Below are 21,429 nucleotides of genomic sequence, written 5' to 3' on the forward strand. Positions count from 1 at the left end.
TCCACATTCACAGTCTGAACTCCTCGGTTTCTGAATCGGCGGCATCCCATGCGGCCTCCTCCGCGGCAGGTGGCGCGGGGATCGCGTTGTGCGGCACGTCCTCGATGCGGGGCGCGATCCGCACGGCCTCGGCCATCGCGGCCAGTTCGGGCCGGGTGAAGACCGCACGCACGTCGATGGACCAGCCGCGGCGGCGCAGGTGTTCGAGCAGTTGCACCGCGAGCAGCGAGTGCCCGCCAAGCGCGAAAAAGCTGTCGTGGCGGCCGATACGCTCGATGCCGAGCAGCTGCGACCAGATCGCGGCCACTGCGTGCTCGATCTCGCCCTGTGGCGACGCGTAGGTGCGATGGCCGAAGGCTTCGTCTTTCGGTGCCGGCAGCGCCTTGCGGTCCAGCTTTCCGTTGCTAGTCAAGGGAAGTGCAGCGAGGCACACGTAGGCGGTCGGCAGCATGTGCTCGGGCAGGCGCTCGGCGAGCCGACTGCGCAGTTGCGCGGGCTCCAGGATGGCGTCGAGCGATGTCGGCACTGCATAGGCGACCAGCGCCAGAGTGCCGGTACGGTCTTCGCGCGCGAGCACTGCGGCCTCGGCGATGCCTTCGAGCGCGCGCAGTTGCCCCTCGATCTCGCCCGGCTCGATGCGCTGCCCGCGCAGCTTGACCTGGAAGTCGTTGCGGCCCAGGTAGTCGATCACGCCGTCGGCGCGCCAACGGCCGAGGTCCCCGGTGCGGTAGAGGCGACCGCCTTCAGCGAAGGGGTCGGCAATGAAACGCTGCGCCGTCAGGTCCGGCCTGTTGAGGTAGCCGCGCGCCACCTGCACACCGCCGATGTACAGCTCGCCTGCCACGCCGACCGGCACGGGGCGCAGTGCAGCGTCGAGCAGGTACAGACGGGTATTGGCGATCGGCCGGCCGATCGGCACGGCATCGCCATCGTTGTCGCTGCAGGTCCAGGCACTGACATCCACCGCTGCTTCCGTCGGGCCGTAGAGGTTGTACAGGCGCGCGTGCGGCAGGCGCTCGCGGCACCGGCGCGCGAGCGCAGCCGGCAGCGCTTCGCCACTGCAGACCACGCGCCGCAGGTCCGCGCAGCCGTTGGCCGCATCGGGGTGCGCGAGAAACACCTGCAGCATCGACGGCACGAAATGCAGCGTCGTCACACCGCGCGCGCGGATCAGCTCGCCGAGGTAGGCCGGATCCTTGTGCCCGTCCGGCCGCGCGAGCACCAGCCGCGCGCCGGACATCAGCGGCCAGAAGAACTCCCACACCGACACGTCGAAGCCGAACGGTGTCTTCTGCAGCACCACGTCGTCGGGTGCCAGCGCGTAGGCCTGCTGCATCCAGTGCAGGCGATTGACGATGCCGCGGTGTTCGTTCATCACGCCCTTGGGGCGGCCCGTCGAACCGGAGGTGTAGATCACGTAGGCCAGGTGCGCTTCATGGAGCGTCGGCTCGGGGGCGTCCGGCTCGGCGAAAGCGACCGAAGGCGTGTCGCGGTCCAGCACCAGCGTGCGCGCCTTCGGCAGGCGCGGTGCCAGCTCCGGATCGGCCAGCACCACCACGGGCCCGGCCTCGTCGAGCATCTGCCGCAGGCGCTCCGAGGGGTGCGAAGGGTCGAGCGGCAGGTAGGCACCGCCTGCCTTGAGGACCGCGAGCAATGCGACCACCAGCATCTCGCTGCGTTGCATGAACACGCCCACGCGCTCGTCCGGCCCGACACCGAGCGCGCGCAGCTGCCGTGCCAGCCGGTTGGCGCGGGCATCGAGTTCGGCGTAGCTGAGCTGACGGTCTTCGAATATCAGCGCGGTTGCGTCGGGGCGCTGCGCGACCTGGCGCTCGAACAGCTGGTGCAGCAACAGGCCGCGCGGGTATTCGACGGCTGTGGCGTTGAAATCGACCACCACTTTCTGTCGCTCTTCGCCGGGTAGAACATCGATGCGCTCCAGCGGCCGCTGCGGCTCGCGTTCGAGCACATCGACCAGCGCATGCAGCGCCTGCACGACGAAGCCACAGATTCGCCGCGAATCCACGCTGCGGTCTATCTCGGTGGTGAGGCCGAAGCCGTCGCCGTGGTCGTCCACATGCAGCACGAACGGATAGTTGGTGCGGTCGTGCCCTCCCAGCGATTCGATGCCCGGCAGCTCTGCGCCCTCGCCTTCGCGGCGGCTGTAGCGGTAGTTGAGCAGGCTGGTGAAGAGCGGCGCGCCGGCCGGCAAGCTGCAGCAGCGCTGGGCCAGGCCCAGCGAGGCGTGCTCGTGGCGCAGCAGCTCGGCCAGCTGGGCATGCACGCGGTGCAGCGCCGCTTCGGTTCCTGCCCCCTCCGCGCGCACGCGCAGCGGCAAGGTGTTGAGGAACATGCCCATTGCGCGCGTGGCCTCGGCGCCGGCCTGCAGGCGGCCGAACAGCACCGTGCCGAACACCACGTCGTCGCGACCACTGCAGCGCGCGAGCACCAGCGCCCAGGCCAGGTGGAACACGCTGGCCGTGCCGACGCCGCGACGCCGCGCCTGTTCACGCAGGCGTTGCGCCAGCGAGGCATCGAGTTCGCTGCGTGCCTGCACGACGCCGCTGCCGTCGCCGCGCACATCGCTCAATCCGAACGGCGCGGTGGTCTCTTCGACATCGCCGAGCACGCGGCGGAAATAGGCTTCGTGTTCGCCATCTGCCGCACTCTCGAGAGCCTGCGCGACGAAGCGCCGGAACGGCACCGGCGCCGGCAGGCGCTCGCGCTGCCCTTGCAGGATCAGCATGACCTCCTGCACCAGCAACTGCGACGCGGTGTGATCGAGGATCAGGTGATGGTGCAACAGTTGCAGCAGCCAATGGCCGCTGTCGCGCTCCTCGATCGCGTGTCCGCGCAGCATCGGCGCGCGGCGAACGTCAAGCCGCGCGCCGGCCAAGGCGCGCAGATGCGCCTTCGCCTCTTGTGCGGGCGCAGTGGACAGCACGTCGATGCGCAGGTCGGCCTTGCGCTGGACCAGCTGCACCGGCTGCTCCAGGCCCTCCCAGTACACGCTGGTGCGCAGGATGTCATGGCGCGCAATCACCTCGCGCAGGGCCTGCACGAAGCTGTCCAGCCGTTCGCGGTGGTCAAAGCGCAGCAGCGTCGGCATCACGTAGGCATCGGCGCCCTCGCCTTCGCTGTGCAGCCGGTGATGAAACAGGATGCCCTCCTGCAGCGGCGCAAGCGGATAGATGTCCTGCACATTGCGCACGCCACCCGGCACTTGCGCCACGAGGCGGTCGATCGCGTCCTGCTCGAGCGCCAGCAGCGGCAGCATGGCGGGCGTGATCGCCTCGGCCGTTTCGTCGATGCGGTACGTCAGAGGGTCGCTGCGTTGGCGTTCGCGCAACAGCGCTATCAGCTCGGGCTTGCACTCGCGCAAGGCCAGAACCAGCGCCGGATCGGCGAGCAGGCGCGCATCGCCCTGCAGCGCCAGCCGCTCGCCGTCCAGGCGCAGGGCGAGGCCGCGCGCGGCCAGTGTGTCGAGCAATTGCGACGGGCTCACAGGACGATCTCCTCCAGCTGCACGGTCGCCGCGGCGAGGTCGGCCAAGGTCGGCGCGTTGAAGACCATCTGCACATCGACCTGCAGCTGCTGCGCGCTCATGGCATGGATCAGCTGGATCGCCAGCGCCGAATGCCCGCCGAGCTCGAAGAAGTTGTCATGCCGGCCGACCCGCTCGACGCCGAGCAGTTCGCTCCACACCGCTGCGAGACGGATCTGGATTTCGGTCTCGGGCGCGGCGTAGGCGTGCCGCGCAAGGCCGTCGTCACCGGGCGGTGGCAGCGCCTTGCGGTCGAGCTTGCCGTTCGCATTCAGCGGCCAGGCCGCGAGCACGACGCAGGCGGCGGGCAGCATGTAGTCGGGCAGCTGCGCACCGAGTTGCGCGCGCAGCGCCGCGGGCTCCACGGCAGCGCCCGGCTGCGCGAGCAGGTAGGCGACAAGGCGCGGCTCGCCGGGCGGCTCGGCGCTCGCCACCACGATGGCCTCGCGCACGCCGTCCAGCCGCGCGAGCCGCGCCTCGATCTCGCCGAGCTCGATGCGGTAGCCGCGGATCTTGACCTGGAAGTCGTTGCGGCCCAGGTATTCGATGCTGCCGTCGGCGCGCCGGCGGCCGAGGTCGCCGGTACGGTACATGCGCGCCGCACCCCGGCCGGCCGCGAACGGATCGGGCAGAAAGCGTTCGGCGGTGAGATCTGGCCGCCCCAGGTAGCCGCGCGCGACCCCGGCGCCGCCGATGTGGATCTCTCCGGCCGCGCCGATCGGCACCGGCTCACCGTGCGTATCGAGCAGGTAGACGCGCGCGCCGGGCATCGGGTGGCCGATATGCGGCACCTCACCGCTGACCGGGCCGCAGGTGGCGTCGACGCTGCATTCGGTCGGCCCGTACATGTTGTGGAACTGCACCGTGCCGGCTTCGGCGAGGTGCCGCCACGTCGCGGCATCGAGCGCCTCGCCGCCGAGCAGCAGCTTGCGCAGCGAACCCGCGCGCCGCCGGCCGAAGCCGGCCGCATGCAGCATGCGAAGGTGCGAGGGCGTGCATTCCATCGCCTCGATCGCATGCCGCTCCAGAAAGTCGAGCAAGCCCTCCGCATCCAGGCGAGTGCGCTCGGGCAGCAGGTACACGCTGCGGCCGAACATGAGTTGGCCCCAGGCCTTCACCGCCATGTCGAAACCAACCGACGAATTCCACGCCACGCGCCGACAATCCGGCGCCGTGCCGTGGATACGCTGCTCCAGGCCCTGCAAGAAGTTCAGCACTTGGCGGTGCTCGACCATCACGCCCTTGGGCACGCCGGTCGAGCCTGAGGTGTAGATCACATAGGCCAGGTGGGCCGGCGTGAGACCCGCCACTTCGGGATTGTTCGTGGGCGCATCGCTCCAGGGCGGCGATGCGTCGTCGAGCACCAGCACCGCGCAGCCCTCGGGCACCCGCAAGCGATCGCGCAGGCGGGCTTGGGTCAGCACTGCCATCGGCGCGCTGTCGGCCATCATGTGGGCGAGGCGATCGTCGGGATGCACCGGGTCCAGCGGCACGCAGGCGCCGCCGGCCTTGAGCGTCGCCATCAGCGCGACGCCCAGGTCCACGCTGCGCTCCAGACACAGCGCGACGCGGTCGTCGGGCCGCACGCCCAGGCCGTGCAGATGATGGGCAATGCGGTTGGCGCGACGGTTGAGTTCTCCGTAGTCGAGCGCGTCGTCTTCGTATGCAAGCGCGAGCGTGCGTGGCTTCGCGGCGACCTGCGCTTCGAACAGGCGATGCAGCAGTTCGTTGCAGTCGGTATTTCCACCGGCGTTGAATGCATGCAGCACCTGCGCGCGTTCGTCCCCGGTCATCAGGTCGATGCGGTCCACGGGCGCGGCGGCGTCGGCCACCATGCCGCGCAGCATCGCCACCAGCGCATTCCAGTGGCGCCGCACCGTGGCCTCGTCGTACAGCGCGGTGGCGTAGTTGAACTGGCCGGCGATGTGCTCGCCCACCGGTTCCAGGTCGAGCGAGAGATCGAACTGCGCGCTGCCGGCATGGCTCGCGAGGTTGTCGAATTCGAGGCCGTCGAGTTGCAAGCGCGCGGGCGGCGTGTTCTGCCAGGCCAGCCGCACTTGATAGACAGGATTGAAAGCGCTCGAGCGCGGCGGATTGAGCGCCTCGACCACCTGCTCGAACGGCACGTCGCGGTGTTGCTGCGCCTGCAGTGCGACCTGTCGGGCCTGTTCGAGAAGTTCGCCGACAGCCAGGCCGTCGTCGATGTCTAGGCGCAGCGCCTGCGCGTTGACGAAGAAGCCGATCAACGGCTCGAACTCGGCCCGGTCACGCCCGGCGATGCTGCTGCCGAGCACCACCTGCGACTGGCCGCTCAGCCGCGCAAGCACCGCCGCCCAAGCGGCGAGCAGGGTCATGTACACCGTGACCCCGTGGCGCTGCGCCAGCGCGCCCAGCTCGCGCGTCAACGTCTGGTCGAGACCGACGTCGATGCTGGCGCCGCGGTAGTCCTGCTGCGGCGGCCGCGGTCGGTCGGTGGCCAGGCCGATGAGCGGTGGCGCATCGCGCAAGCGCTCGACCCAATACTGCAACTGCGGCCGCAGCGCCTCGCCCTGCACGCGGCGGCGCTGCCATGCGGCGTAGTCGCCGTACTGGATCGGCAAGGCCGGCAGCGGATCGGGTTCGCCGCGGCGGAACGCGCCGTACAAGGTGGAGAACTCATGCGCCATCACGCTGAGCGACCAGCCATCGGAGACGATGTGATGCATCGTGACGAGCAGCACGTGGTCGTTTTCGGCGAGGCGCAACAACTGCACGCGCAGCGGTGGGTCGCACGCGAGATCGAACGGCGCTGCGGCCTCGGCTTGGCACAGTGCGCGCAGGGCGTCGCCGCCGGGTTCGTCGAGTTCGCGATGGACCAGCTGGACGCTGTGCACCGGCTCGATGCGCTGGCGCGGCTCGCCGTCGATGACGACGAAGCGCGCGCGCAGCGATTCATGGCGCGCGACGATGCGGTCCAACGCGTGCTGCAGCGCGATGCGATCCAGTGCGCCGCGCAGGCGCAGCGCGGCAGGAAGGTGATAGGCCGCGCCGGCCTGTGCATCGATGCGCGTCACATACCACAAGCGCTGCTGCGAATGCGACAACGGCAAGGGCGCACTGCGGTCCACCTTCGTGATCGGATCGGCTGCGACGGGCGCGGCCCGCGCCATCTCGCTCGCCAACTCCGCGAGCCGTGGCCGGGCGAACACCGTCGTCAGCGCGAGCTCGATGCCCAAGCGCTGGCGCAGTTGCGAAAGCATCCGCACCGCCAGCAGCGAATGTCCGCCGAGTTCGAAGAAGCCATCGTCGCGGCCGATGCGCTCGATGTCGAGCAGCGACGACCATACTTGCGCGAGTGCCTGCTCGTGCGCGCCCTGCGGTGCCTGGTAGGTGCGCTGCGCATAGGCGCCATCGTCCGGCGCAGGAAGCACGGCACGGTCGAGCTTGCCGCTGGCGTTGAGTGGCAGCGCGTCGAGCCGCACGAACGCGGCCGGCAGCATGTGATCGGGCAAATGCTCCGCCAGACGCACGCGCCACTGCGCCGCATCGAGTGAGTTGTCCGCAACCACATAGGCCAATAGCCGCTTGTCATCACCCTGGCCTTCTGTGGCGATCACCGCTGCTTCACGGATACCGTCCACGCGCATCAGCGCGGCCTCGATCTCGCCGGGCTCGATGCGAAAGCCGCGGATCTTGATCTGCCGGTCGTCGCGGCCGAGGAACTCGATCGAGCCGTCGGCGCGCCAGCGGCCGAGGTCGCCGCTGCGGTACATGCGCGGCATTGGCACATCCGCCGATGGCGTCGCGAACGGATCCGCCGCGAAACGCTGTGCGGTCAGCTCGGGCCGATGCAGGTAGCCACGCGCCACGCCGGCGCCGCCGATCCAGATCTCGCCGACGGCACCGATGGGCACCGGCTCACCGTACGCATCGAGCAGGTAGACACGGGCGTTCGGGATCGGATGGCCGATGCTCTGTGGCGAGTCCTCGACACGGCACAGCGCGACGGTCGCGTTGATCGTGGTCTCGGTCGGGCCGTAGGCGTTGGCAAGTGCCGGGCGATGGCCGTCGCGCCGCCACCACGCATCGAGCGCGGTGGCGGCGACCGTATCGCCGCCGATCACGAGCTGGCGCAGCGACGGCGGCAACACCGCATCGCTCGCCTGGGCGATGCGCTGCCAGAACAGCGTCGGCAGATTGGCCACGGTGAGCCGGTGCGCGGCGCACAGCGCGCACCACTGCGAGGGTTCGGCGAGCCATTCGTCGGTGCGCAGCACGAGCGTTGCGCCATGACTGAGCGCGCCGAAGATTTCCTCGCCGGCGACGTCGAAGCCGAGACCTGAGAACTGCAGCACGCGGTCTTCGGCGCTGAAGTTGTAGAGCGATTGCAACGCAGCGATCTGGTGAGACAGCTGCCGGTGCTCGACCATCACGCCCTTGGGCGTACCGGTCGAGCCTGAGGTGTAGATCACATAGGCGAGGTGCGAGCCGTCGCCGGGCAGGCCGTCTTGATCGGGTGCATGTGCGGGCGCGGTCGCCCATGACGCGTGCTCGTCGAGCGCGATCATCGTGCAGTCCGGCGGCGGTTGGAGGCGCGGGCGCAGGACGGAATTCGTCAGCAGCACCGACGGCGCGCAGTCTTCCAGTTGCCATGCCAGCCGCTGGTCCGGATAGGACGGATCGAGCGGCACATACGCAGCACCGGCCTTGAGCGTGGCCAGCACCGCGACGACCAGTTCGAACCCGCGCGGCAGGCACAGCGCGACGCGCTCTTCGGCGCTGACGCCGAGGTGGCGCAGGTGGTGGGCGAGCCTGTTGGCGCGCCGATCGAGTGCGCCGTAGCTGAGCCGTTCGCCATCGTGTTCCAGCGCGATCGCCTGTGGCTGCCGCACGGCCTGCCGTTCGAAGGCCGCATGCGCGAACGCGTGTTCGGGCTGCGCAGGCGCGCCCTCGGCGAGGGTGTGCAGCAACTGATGACGCTCATCGCTGTCAATCCATGCGACGCGATCGACCGGCTGGCTTTCGTCGGCCGCCATGCCGCGCAGCATCGCCACCAGGCTGTGCCAGTGCCGGCGCACCGTCGTCTCGTCGAACAACGCGGTGGCGTAGTTGAGCTTGCCTGCGATGCGGTCGCCCTCCTCCTGCAGGTCCAGCGCCAGGTCGAACTGCGCGCCGGCGGGCAGGCTCTCGACGCGTTCGACGGCAAGGCCGGCCAACTCCAGCGCGACAGCGGGCGTGTTGTGCCAGGCCAGCATCAGCTGGAACACCGGGTGTTGGGCCATCGAACGCGGCGGGTTCAGCGCCTCGACCAGGCGTTCGAAGGGCACGTCTTCGCGCGCCTGCGCTTGCAACGCGGTGTGGCGCACCTGGGCCAGCAGGTCGGCGACGGTGGGTTGTCCATCCAGCACGATTTTCAGCGCCTGGGTGTTGATGAAGCAGCCGATCAACGGCTCGATCTCGACCCGGCCGCGGCCGGCGTGCGAGCTGCCGATCACGACTTGCGGCTGGCCGCTGTAGCGCGCCACCACGGCGGCCCACGCGGCCAGCACGACCATGTAGAGGGTTGCGCCGTGGCGCCGGCCGAGCGCGCGCAAGGCTTGTGTGGATTCGGCATCGAGACCGACCTCGAAGCTCGCGCCGCGATAGTCCTGCAGCGCTGCTCGTGGCCTGTCCCAGGGCAGTTCGACCAGTGACGGAGCGCCCTGCAATTGCTCGACCCACGCTTGCAGCCGGGCTTGCGCAGACGTGCCCTGCAGGTGCTCGTGCAGCCAGGCCGCGTGGTCGGCGTACTGGACCGGCAGCGAAGGCAAAGAGGGCTCTTTCCCATCGCGCAGTGCGCTGTAGGCGATGGCGACCTCGCGCATCAGCACGCTCAGCGACCAACCGTCGGAAACGATGTGGTGCATCACGACCAGCAGCACGTGATCCTCGTCCGCCACACGCAGCAGGAGGCCGCGAATCGGCGGTGCAGCCGCGAGATCGAAAGGCTCGGCGGCGGCTTGGCGGCACAGCGCTTCGATCTGCGCCGCATCCGAGCCGCCCGCGTCCTGCTCCCGCAACGCGAAGCCACGGGGCGGATCGATGTGCTGCCACGGCTGGCCATCGATCGCGACGAAGCGCGTGCGCAAGGCTTCGTGTCGGGCGACGACCAGGTCCAGCGCGGCGCGCAGCGCCACGCGGTCGAGAACGCCGCGCATACGCAAGGCACCGGGGATGTGGTACGCGACGCTGGCCTGTGCATCGACGCTGGCGATGAACCACAGGCGCTGCTGAGCTGGCGACAGCGGCAGCGGACGGCTGCGGTCGGCAAGCGCGATGGCGGCCAGCGCACCCGGACCCGCCGCGGCCACGGCGCGGGCCAGTGGGGCGAGGCGCGGCTGCGCAAACAGGGTGGCCAGCGCAAGTTCGGCGTCCAAGCGTTCGCGGACCTGGGAGATGAGGCGAATGGCCAGCAGCGAATGGCCGCCGAGTTCGAAGAAATCGTCGTTGCGGCCGACGTGCTGCACACCGAGCAGCTGCGTCCAGATGTCGGCGAGGGCTTGCTCGATCTCACCTTGCGGTTCTTCGTAGGTGCGCTGACCGAAGGCCTCGCCCTCGGGCAGCGGTAGCGCCTTGCGGTCGAGCTTGCCGTTCGGTGTCAGCGGCAATGCACCCAGCACCACATAGGCCACCGGCACCATGTAGTCCGGCAGGTGTTGGCTCAGCTGGGCGCGCAGTTGTGCGGCATCGGCGCGACCTGTGAGGTATGCGACCAATCGCTTGTCGCCGGGCTGGTCTTCGCGTGCGATCACCGCCACTTCGCGCACCCCGTCCAAGCGAGCCAGTTGCGCCTCGATCTCACCCAGTTCGATGCGGTAGCCGCGCACCTTGACCTGATGGTCGTTGCGGCCCAGGTACTCGATGCTGCCGTCGGCGCGCCAGCGGCCCAGGTCGCCGCTTCGGTACATGCGCGTCCCATGGAACGGGTCGACCAGGAAACGCGCTTCGGTCAGTTCTGGCTGCGCCAAGTAGCCCTGCGCGACCTGCACCCCGCCCAGGTACAACTCACCGACGACGCCCGCCGGCACCGGATTGCGCTGCGCGTCCAGCACGTAGATTCGACTGTTGCCGATCGGTCGACCGATCGGCGGCAGATCGTCCCACTCGTCGGGCACGCCGCTCAAGGCGTACGTGCTGACCACATGCGTTTCGGTCGGGCCGTAGTGGTTGTGCAATCGTGCCTGTGGGTGCCTTGCGAACATGCGGCGGATCGCCGGTGTGATGCGAAGTTGCTCTCCCGCAGTGATGACATCCCGCAGCATCGTCAGCGGTTCGGCGCGCTGTGACCAGAGTTCGCTGAGGTTCTGCAGCGCGATGTACGGCAGGAACAACCGCTCGACCGATTTCCCGGCCACCCATTCAGCCAGGGCTGGCAGGTCCTGTCGCAGCGACTCATGCAACAGCACCAGGGTTCCGCCGCTGGCGAGTGTGCTGAAGATCTCCTGGAAGGCGACATCGAACCCGAGTGCCGCAAACTGCAGCGTGCGCGCCGGCTCAGGCAACTGCTCGCGCTGCCAGGCCAGCAGGTTGAGCAAGCCACGGTGCGGCATCGCCACACCCTTGGGCACGCCGGTCGAGCCGGAGGTGTAGATCACATAGGCCAAGTGCTCAGGACGCAGACCCAACTCGATCGCGTGCAGGTTGGCCGCGGACGCGTTGGCCCACGCGGGCTCAGCCTCGTCGAGCAGAACCGCGACGGTATCCAGCCGCTCGGCCAACCCACGATGACTCAGCACCACCACCGGCTCGCTGCCCTGCAGCATCTGCGCCAGCCGTTCATCGGGATACGTCGGGTCCAGCGGCACGCAGGCACCACCGGCCTTGAGCGTGGCCAGGATTGCCACCACCATCGCCGGGCTGCGCTCGACACAAATCGCCACGCGATCATCCGGGCCCACGCCGAGCCGGCACAGGTGCCGCGCCAATCGGTTCGCCTGCTCGTTGAGATCGCGATAGCTCAGCTGCGCCCCATCGAGTTCCAGGGCGATGCGATCCGGATGCGCGGCCGCCTGCTGTTCGAAGGCTTCGTGCACCAGGGCCGGTGCGGTGTATTCGCATCGGGTGTCGTTGAAGCCATGGACAACACGCTCGCGCTCCTCGGCCGGCAGCACATCGAGGGTCAACAACTCCGTGTCAGGCGCCTCTTCCAAAGCCTGCGCAAGGACTTGCAACGCCTGCTGCACGAACCCCGCGATGCGTTCGGCCGACGCCGCTGCATCGACCTGCACCGTCAATTCGAAATCGCTTCCGTCGTCGTCCACGTACAGGCCGAACGGATAGTTGGTGCGGTCGCGCACGTCGAGCAGTCGCACGCCATCGAGCACCTGCGCCCGCGCGACGCGGCTGTGCCGGTAGTTGAGCAACGCGGAAAACAGCGGCACATGCGCGGGCAGCGCACTGCAGCGCTGCGCAAGCACCAGTGGGGCGTGCTCGTGGCGCAGCAGTCCGCTCAGTGCCGCGTGCGTTTCGCGCAAGCCCTGCGCCACCCCACGCCCGCCCAGCGCGATGCGCACCGGCAGCGTGTTGATGAACATGCCGACCGCGCGCTCGGAACCGGCGCCGCCTTGCATTCGTCCGAACAGCACCGTGCCGAACACGACATCCTCGCGGCCGCTGCACAGGGCCAGCACCCGGGCCCAGGCCAGGTGGAACAGGCTGGCCGCACCCACGCCGTGGCGCATGGCAAGCAAGCGCAGCCGAGCCGACAACGCCGGCGGCAAGGTCAGTCGCGACTGCTCGATCCGCGAGCCATCTCCCTGCACGTCGAGCAAGCCGAAGGGCGCAGTCGGCTCACCGACCTCGCCGAGCATCGCGCGGAAAAACGCCTCGTGCTCCGCCTCGCTCACGCCATGGCGCGACTGCGCGACGAAGTTGCGGAACGGCACCGGGGACGGCAGTTCGTCGGCGGCGCCGCGCTCGATCGCGTCGATCTCTTCCACCAGCCGCTCCAGCGTCGTGTGGTCCATCACGAGGTGGTGATAGGACAGCTGCAGCAGCCATCGCCCGCTGGCATCGCCTCGCGCGGCAAAGCCATGCAGCATGGGTGCGCGGCGCACATCGATGTGCAGGCTGCGTACTTGCGGATGCGCGCGCAAGCGCTCAGCCGCTGCATCCACGCCCGATTCCAACGTCAGCGTGTCTACGACGAACCCGGCACGCCGCCACACGACCTGCACCGGCTCGGCCAGGTTGTCCCAATGAACCGCGGTGCGCAGGATGTCGTGGCGTTCGATCACCTGCGACAGGGCCGCGATGAAGCGGTCCATGCGCGGCCTGCTGTCGAACTCGAGCAGCGTCGGCAGCACATAGGTGTCGGCGTCACGCTCCAGCAGGTGGTGGAACAGGATGCCCTGTTGCAACGGGGCGAGGGGATAGATGTCCTGGATGTTGGCCGCGCCGCCGGGCGTGGCGTGGACGATCCGTTCGATCGCGGCCGCGTCGAGATCGACCAGCGTCAGCATCGCCGGTTCGATCGCAGTGCAGCCGGGAGGAATCAGATGGGGTGGGACGACCACCGCATCGTCCTGCCGGATCGTCGCGGCCAATGCGGCCAGTTTCGGATGCGTGAACAACGAGCGGATGTCGGCAGACCAACTGCGCCGGCGCAGTTGTTCGAGCAGTTGGATGGCCAGCAGCGAATGGCCGCCGAGTTCGAAGAAATCGTCGTTGCGGCCGACATGCTGCACACCGAGCAGCTTCGACCAGATCTCGGCGAGGGCCTGCTCGATTTCGCCTTGAGGCTCTTCGTAGGTGCGCTGGCCGAATGCCTCGCCTTCGGGCACTGGCAGCGCCTTGCGGTCGAGCTTGCCGTTGGGCGTCAGAGGCAATGCATCCAGCACCACATAGGCCACCGGCACCATGTAGTCCGGCAGGTGCCGGCTCAACTGGGTGCGCAATTGTCCGGCATCGACATGACCTGTGACGTACGCGACCAGGCGCTTCTCGCCGGGCTGGTCTTCGCGTGCGACCACCGCCGCGTCGCGCACCCCGCGCAAGCGGGACAGTTGCGCCTCGATCTCGCCCAGTTCGATGCGGTAGCCGCGGATCTTCACTTGATGGTCGTTGCGCCCAAGGTATTCAATGCTCCCGTCGTCGCGCCAGCGGCCCAGGTCGCCGCTTCGGTACATGCGCGTGCCGCCGTAGGGATCGGTGAGGAAACGCGCTTCGGTGAGTTCGGACTGCGCCAGATAGCCTTGTGCGACCTGCACGCCGCCCAGGTACAGCTCACCGACGACGCCCACCGGCACCGGATTGCGCTGCGCGTCCAGCACGTAGATGCGGCTGTTGCCGATCGGTCGGCCGATCAGCGGCAGGTCTTCCCATTGCGCCGATGGCCCGCTCAAGGTGTGCGCGCTGATCACGTGCGTCTCGGTCGGCCCGTAGTGGTTGTGCAGCCGCGCCTGCGGGTGTCTCGTGAACATGCGACGGATCGCCGGCGTGATGCGAAGCTGCTCTCCCGCAGTGATGACATCCCGCAGCATCGGCAGCGGCGCGCCGCGATGCGACCAAAGCTCGCTGAGGTTGTGCAGCGCGATGTATGGCAGGAACAAGCGCTCGATCGACTCCTCGACCAGCCATTCGGCCAGGGCAGGCAGGTCTTGCCGCAGCGCCTCTCGCAGCAATACCAGGGTGCCACCCCCGGCGAGCGTGCTGAAGATCTCCTGGAAGGCGACATCGAACCCGAGCGCGGCGAACTGCAGCGTTCGCGCAGGCTCGGGCAACCGCTCGCGCTGCCAGGCCAGCAGGTTAACCAGACCGCGGTGCGGCATCGCCACGCCCTTGGGCACACCGGTCGAGCCGGAGGTGTAGATCACATAGGCCAGGTGATCCGGGTGCAGCCCCAGTTCGTTCGCGTGCAGGTTGGCCGTGGAGGCGTTGGCCCACGTGGGCTCGGCCTCGTCGAGCAGGACCGATGCCGCACCAAGCCGCTCGGCCAGGACACCTTGGCTCAACACCACCACCGGTTCGCTGCCCTGCAGCATCTGCCCCAGTCGTTCATCGGGGTATGTCGGGTCCAGTGGTACGCAGGCACCGCCGGCCTTGAGTGTGGCTAGGATCGCGACAACCATGGCAAGGCTGCGTTCGACGCAGATCGCCACGCGGTCATCCGCTGCGACCCCGAGCTTGCGCAGGTGCCGCGCCAAGCGGTTCGCCTGCTCGTTCAGGTCGCGATAACTCAGCTGCGCCCCATCGAGCTCCAGCGCGATGCGATCCGGGTGCGCGGCCGCCTGCTGCTCGAAGGCTTCGTGCGCCAGGGCCGGTGCGGTGTATTCGCATCGGGTGTCGTTGAAGCCATGGACCACACGCTCGCGCTCCTCGGCCGGCAACGCATCGAGCGCCAGCAGCGGCGTATCGGGCGCCTCTTCCAAAGCCTGCGCAAGGACTTGCAACGCCTGCTGCACGAACCCGGCGATGCGTTCGGCCGAGACCGAGGTATGAACCTCGGCAGTGAGCACGAAGTCCCCACCCAGATCGTCGACGTACAAGCTGAACGGGTAGTTCGTGAGATCGCGACCGCCAACGTAGTGCATGCCCTCGGCGATCTCACTGCCGCCGAAGCTCTCGCGGCGGCTGTGGCGGTAGTTGAGCAACGCCGAGAACGCAGGCGTGTTCGGGGCGAGACCGCTGCAACGCTGGGCCAGCACCAGCGAAGCGTGCTCGTGGCGCAGCAGTCCGCTCAGTGCCGCATGCGTTTCGCGCAAGCCCTGCGCCACCCCACGCCCGCCCAGCGCGATGCGCACCGGCAACGTGTTGATGAACATGCCCATCGCGCGGTCGATGCCCGCGCCGCCCTGCATGCGCCCGAACAGCACCGTGCCGAACACCACGTCGTCGTGGCCGCTGCAAAGGGCCAGCACCCGCGCCCAGGCCAGGTGGAACAGGCTGGCCGCGCCCACGCCATGGCGCATGGCCAGCGCGCGCAATCGCGCCGAGAGTGCCGGTTGCAACGTCATGCGCGACTGCGCGACTTGCGAGCCGTCGCCCTGCACATCGCGCAAGCCGAACGGCGCGGTCGGCTCATCGACGTCGCCGAGCATCGCGCCGAAGAACGCCTCGTGCTCCGCATCGCTCACGCCCTGGCGCGACCGCACGACGAACTCACGGAACGGCACCGGCGCAGGCAGGCCTTCGGCGCGCCCCTGCAGCAGTGCCACCACCTCGTGCAGGATCAGTTCGGTGGTGGTGTGGTCCAGTGTCAGGTGATGGTGCAGCAGTTGCAGCAGCCAGCGCCGCGAGACCGGATCGAAGGCCGCGTGGGCCTGCAGCATCGGCGCACGGCGCAGGTCCAGGCGCACGCGCCGCGCATCGGCATGCGCCTGCAATTGCGCCTGCACATCGCCATCGGCGGGATCGAGGTGCGGCTCTTGCAGCGTCAGTGCAGCGCTGCGCCAGACCACCTGCACCGGCGCGTCCAGCCCCTCCCACTGCACGGCTGTGCGCAGGATGTCGTGGCGCACGATCACCTGCTGCAATGCGGCCATGAAGCGGTCGAGCCGCGCACGGTCGTCAAAGCGCAGCAGAGCGGGCAGCACGTAGGCATCGCCCTCGCCTTGCAGCAGGTGGTGAAACAGGATGCCTTCCTGCAGCGGCGCGAGCGGGTAGATGTCCTGCACGTTGCGCATGCCGCCCGCAACACCGTCGGCGATCCGGTCGATCTGCGCCTGGGTCAGTTGCACCAGCGGCAGCATCTGCGGCGTGATGCGTTCGCACTGCGGCGGAATGGCGTTGGCGGGCACCGGCGCCGCACCCTGCCCGGTCTGCGCCACACGGGCCGCGAGCGCGCTCAGGGTCGGCTCGGCGAACAGGTGGCGGATCTCCACCTCCAGGCCTTCGCGCTGCATGTGGTCCAACAGTTGCACCGCGAGGATCGAATGGCCGCCGAGCTCGAAGAAGTTGTCATGGCGACCGACACGCTCGACGCCGAGCACTTCGGCCCACAGCCGTGCCAGCGCCGATTCGGTGGCGCCTTGCGGCGGCTCGTGGTCGCGCCGGTGCCAGGTGCGCGAGTCCGGCGCGGGCAATGCCTTGCGATCGAGCTTGCCGTTCGGCGTCAGCGGCAGCGCGTCCAGCACGACGAAGGCCGCGGGGACCATGTAGTCCGGCAGGTGCATGCGCAAGGCGGCACGCGCGGCGGACGGGTCGAACGCGGCCCGGGCAGCGAGATAAGCGACCAGGCGCACGTCACCGGGCATGTCCTCGCGAGCGACAGCGACCGCGTCGGTGACGCCATCGAGCCGCAACAGCTGCGCCTCGATCTCGCCCAGTTCGATGCGAAAGCCGCGGACCTTGACCTGCTGGTCGTTGCGGCCGATGTATTCCAGGCTGCCATCGGCCAGATAGCGGCCCAGGTCACCGGTGCGATACATGCGCGCACCCGGCACGCCGCTGAACGGATCGGGCACGAAGCGCTGCGCGTCCAGTTCGGGCCGGCGCAGATAGCCGCGCGCGACACCGGCGCCGCCGACGTACATCTCGCCCGTGCAACCGACCGGCAGCGGCCGTCCATGCGCATCGAGCACGTACACGCTCAGGTCGGGAATCCGCACGCCGATGGGGTTCGCCCCGGTGCGCCCGGCATCGGCAGGTTCGAGCATGCGGTACGTGACGTGCACCGTGGTCTCGGTGATGCCATACATGTTGACAAGGCGCGTGCCCGCGTTGCGCGCCTCTGCGTACCAAGGCTTGAGCGCCGCCGTCTCCAGCGCCTCGCCACCAAGGACGACACAGCGCAGCGCATGCGGCGGCAGTCGCGACGAGCCGGCAAGGCAAGCGGCGGCGAACTGCCGGAAAGCGCTCGGCGTCTGGTTGAGCACGGTCACGCCCTGCTCGCACACCAGCCGATGGAATTCCGCCGGCGCGCGGCTGACTGCGTGCGGCACCACCACCAGGCGCCCGCCGTGGATCAGCGCGCCCCACAGCTCCCACACCGAGAAATCGAAGGCGAAGGAATGGAACAGCGTCCATACGTCGTCGCGGCCGAAGTCGAACCATCCCCGCGTCGCATCGAACAGGCGACTGACCTGCGCGTGCTCGACCATCACGCCCTTGGGCAGCCCGGTCGAACCCGAGGTGTAGATCACGTAGGCCAGGTGCGATGGCGCGAGCCCTTCGACCTGCGGATTGGTGGCGGGCGCATCGGCCCACAGCACCTGCTGGTGGAGGTTCACTCGCTTGCATGACTCCGGCGTTTGCAGGCGACCAAGCAAGGCGCTGACGCCGAGCAATGCCACCGGCGCGCTGTCGCACAGCATGTGCGCGAGGCGCTCGTCCGGGTACACCGGATCCAGCGGCACATAGGCGCCGCCGGCCTTGAGCGTGGCCAGGATCGCGATCACCATATCGAGCCCGCGCTCCAGGCCGATCGCGACGAGATCGTCCGGTCCGACACCGAGCGCCCGCAGGTGATGGGCCAGCTGGTTGGCGCGCCGGTTGAGCTCGCCGTAGCTCAGCTGTTGGTCTTCGAACCGCACGGCGACAGCATCGGGCTGTTGTGCAGCCTGCCGTTCGAACAACGTGTGAATCAACGACGACGCGCCGGCGTCGAGCCGCGGCCGGTTGAAACCGTGCACGACGAGTTCGCGTTCGTCCGCGTCCATCAGCGGCAGGTCGCGCACGCGCGTGTCCGCCGCGTTGATCGTCGCACGGCACAGGCCCTGCAGCCGGCGCAGGTGCGCGGCCATCTCCTCTGTCGAGAACAGCGCCGGGTCGTGGTTGAACTCGATGTGCACCGGCCGCCCGTGCTCGTAGTCGCGCACGTACACCGCCAAAGGCTGGCGCTCGTGGCCGTTGTGCAGCGGCAGCACCGAGGTGCGAATGCCTTCGAGCCCCAGGTCGCCATGGAAGGACTCGACCGACAGCGAGAGGTCGAACAGGCCGCGGCGCTCGCCCACGCCGGCCAGGAGTTCGCGATGCAGGTCGGCCAGCGGATAGCGCTGGTGGCGGTAGCACTGCTTGAGTTCGGCGGCGACGCGGCGCAGCGTCTGCGCGAAGGTCTCTTCGGGGTCGACCGCGATGCCGACGGGAATCGCGCCGGAGAACATGCCGGGCATGCGCCTTTGCGCCGCGCCGGTGCGGTTGTGCACCGGCATGCCGATCACCACCTCGTCTTCGCGCCCGGTCAGGCCTGCGAAGTACACCGCGAGCAGGGCGGCGAGGAAATGCGTGCTCGATGCGCCCTCGGCCGCGGCCACTTCGCCCAGGCGGTCGTGGTCGGCGCGGTCCAGCTGCCAGACGGCTTGTTCGACCTTGCGGCCGACGCGTCCGCGTTGCGCGTGCGCGAACAGCGGCGCGGCTGGACGCGCATGGCGCTGCAGCCAGAAGGCGCGGTCATTGGCGTAGCGCGGCGAGGCCAGGTACTCGGCGTCCTTTCGAATGAAGTCTTCGTAGCCATCGTCCGCGTGAGCGTCGTCGGCCATGGGCTCGCCGTGCCCGAGCCGGTTGTAGGCGTCCGCCACGGCATTGCCGATCAGCGATACCGACCAGCCGTCCGCGACCAGGTGATGGAAGGACGCGAGCCAATAGCCGCGTCCGGGCGCGACCTGCAGCCATTGCATGCGCCACAGCCTCTGGCCATACAGCGCGAACGGGGCCAGGAACGCGGCGCGCATGTGCGTCCAGGCGCTCGCCTCCGGATCGGCTTCGCCGCTGAAATCGAAGCGCTGCAGCGGAGCGACCACCGTATCGGCGAAGCGCTGCATCGGCCCGTTGTCGCCGCGCTCCAGCACGGTGCGCAGCGCCTGGTGGCGCCCGGCGACCGCGCGGATCGCCGCCTCCAGCCGGTCGGGATCGGCCGGCCCCTCCAGGCGCGTCGCGACGCCGATGTTGTAGCAAGGCAGGTCGGGCGCGAGCGACTGGTCCAGCCAGACCGCCTGCTGGGGCGAACTCAGGGGATGGAGGACTTCGCTGCTCATGATTCGCTGCCGTCCGGCACCAGCGTTTCGAGCCGGCGCAGGCGCGGGTGGCCAAGCGCGAGAACGGTCAGCACCAGGCCGACCGCGCCGCTCACGAAGAACAGCAAGCCGATGCCGCGCCCCGGCCCCGTGCCGAACCACACGCCGACCGTGGCTGCCAGCGCGCCGCCGGGGCGCAGCGCGGGCTCCAGCACCGCGTCGGCGAGCCAGCCGCCGGCCAGCAGCACCACGCACATCACCAGCATGTTGGACGCGGTAATCAGCGCGAACACGCTGCCCTGACGGCCCACCGGCGCCTTGCGCATCCACAGCGCATGCGAGCACGCGACCGACGTGGCGCCACAGAACAGGCAGACAAACGCCGCCGTGCACCACCCGACCGGCGAAGTCGTGCAGCCAGCGAGCAGCACCGCCGCGCACTGCACCGCGTCGCAGGCAAGCACCCACCGCATCAGCCCGCGCCGGATGAAGGCGGTGGCGACCAGCACCGAGCCGAGCAGGCCGCCGACGATGCCCACCGACATCACCAGCCCCAGCACGTCGCTCGAATGCGTGGACAGCACCATCGGCGTGACCAGCGTCGTTGCCAGCACCAGCAGGCACTGCACCAGCGCGCCGTAGCCCAGCAAGGCGGCCATCAACGGCTGTTCGCGCAGGTACGCGAGCCCGCCGGAAAAACTGGCCCAGGGCGATGTGCGAACGGGCGAGTCGCCGACGCGCAGGCCGCCGCGCACGTCGCCGCCGGCCCGCGTGAGGGCCGCGAACACCAGCGCGGCACCGGCCAGCAGCAGGCACAGCTGCATCGCCATCACGCCCTGCAGGCCCATGCGCGCCATCAGGAAGCCGGCCGCGGCGGGCGCGCCGACCTGCACCAGCGCGCGCGAAATGCCGGTCAGCCCGCCGACTTGCGCGAAGCGGTCCCTGGGCACGAAGCGGCTGACCGCCACCCGGATCGCCGGGCGTCGCAACGCGCCGACAGCCGCTGCGGCCGCGGCATAGGCGTACAACGCGCCGATGCCGAGGCGACCGGTCGTCAGGGCCAGCACGATCGCGAGAGTCCCCGCGATGGCGGCCAGATCGCACGACAGCACCACCCAGCGCCGGTCGTGCCGGTCGGCCAGCGCGCCAGCGAACGGCGTGGCGAGCATCGCGGCCAGCGCGGCGGCGAGCACCGAGAACGAATAGTCCTGCGCGGAGCCGGTACGGGAGAAGATCCACACGCCCACCGCGAAGCTGACGAGCGTGGTGCCCAGATCGAAGGCTGTCTCGCTCAGCCAAAGCAGCGCGAACGTCGATCGGATGCGCGACGGCGCGGGGTGCAACGGGATGAGCGAAGGGATCGGGTCGTCGTGGGGCGCGGTCGCGGTGGCGTCCTGCATGGCGCGCGCTCTCTGAATTACCGCACCCACCAAAGCGCGGGTACGGTTAATACAAATGATGCAGTATTCGAATTATTTGATGCGGACACGGTGAGAATCCTTGAGATCGAGAACGCCCATCGATTAAGAAAATTCGTTCCATTTCCATTCATGGCGGCCACGCGCGTCACGCAAATAACACGAACGATGCGGCGTTTATGTTTAAATTTGTTTGCGCAACCCCATAAGAATTTTGAGCATGGGGTCTCCAAATTAATTACAAGATTCGTTCTTTTTCAATCACGGCGGCAGCGCGGATTCGCCTCACTGACAGAGGGAGACAGTCTAATTCGAAACGCAATTCCGGGTTTTTACTATGTGTTCAGATGACAACGAGACATCAGTAATCGGGCAGGACCGGCCCGGCGATATTCACCGGGGTCGTTAGCAATAAACGACGTATTGTTTTAATTTGTTGGCCTAAATTCGCAACAACACTGGAACGGCATTGCGAAAATTAAGAAGATTCGTTCCATTTCGATGAAACGGTGCGACACGGCCGCGTCACAAATCCAACAGAACGTATTGAGCCTTTTGA

The 21,429-nt window shown here is 68.6% G+C and carries 3 protein-coding genes; all 3 read right to left on the minus strand.

The features are described 5' to 3' along the window. Positions 1 to 7: 7 nt before the first annotated feature. From ACSFA7_RS24105 to ACSFA7_RS24115, 3 genes are read right to left on the minus strand one after another with little or no spacing between them, the layout of a single operon-like run. Positions 8 to 3,505: a non-ribosomal peptide synthetase gene (locus tag ACSFA7_RS24105; protein WP_435501694.1), complete on the minus strand. Its 3,498-nt coding sequence runs from the start codon at positions 3,503 to 3,505 to the stop codon at positions 8 to 10. Beyond that, positions 3,502 to 19,473 (minus strand): amino acid adenylation domain-containing protein, encoded by a 15,972-nt coding sequence (locus ACSFA7_RS24110; RefSeq protein ID WP_435501695.1) that lies wholly within the window; start codon positions 19,471 to 19,473, stop codon positions 3,502 to 3,504. Before ACSFA7_RS24110 ends, ACSFA7_RS24105 begins: the two co-directional genes overlap by 4 nt. Beyond that, positions 19,470 to 20,852, minus strand: coding sequence for an MFS transporter (locus tag ACSFA7_RS24115; RefSeq protein WP_435501696.1), 1,383 nt, complete (start codon positions 20,850 to 20,852; stop codon positions 19,470 to 19,472). The genes ACSFA7_RS24110 and ACSFA7_RS24115 overlap by 4 nt, the downstream gene beginning before the upstream one ends. Positions 20,853 to 21,429: the final 577 nt, after the last annotated feature.

Source organism: Variovorax trehalosi (genome assembly GCF_051216415.1).
Lineage (GTDB): Bacteria > Pseudomonadota > Gammaproteobacteria > Burkholderiales > Burkholderiaceae_C > Variovorax.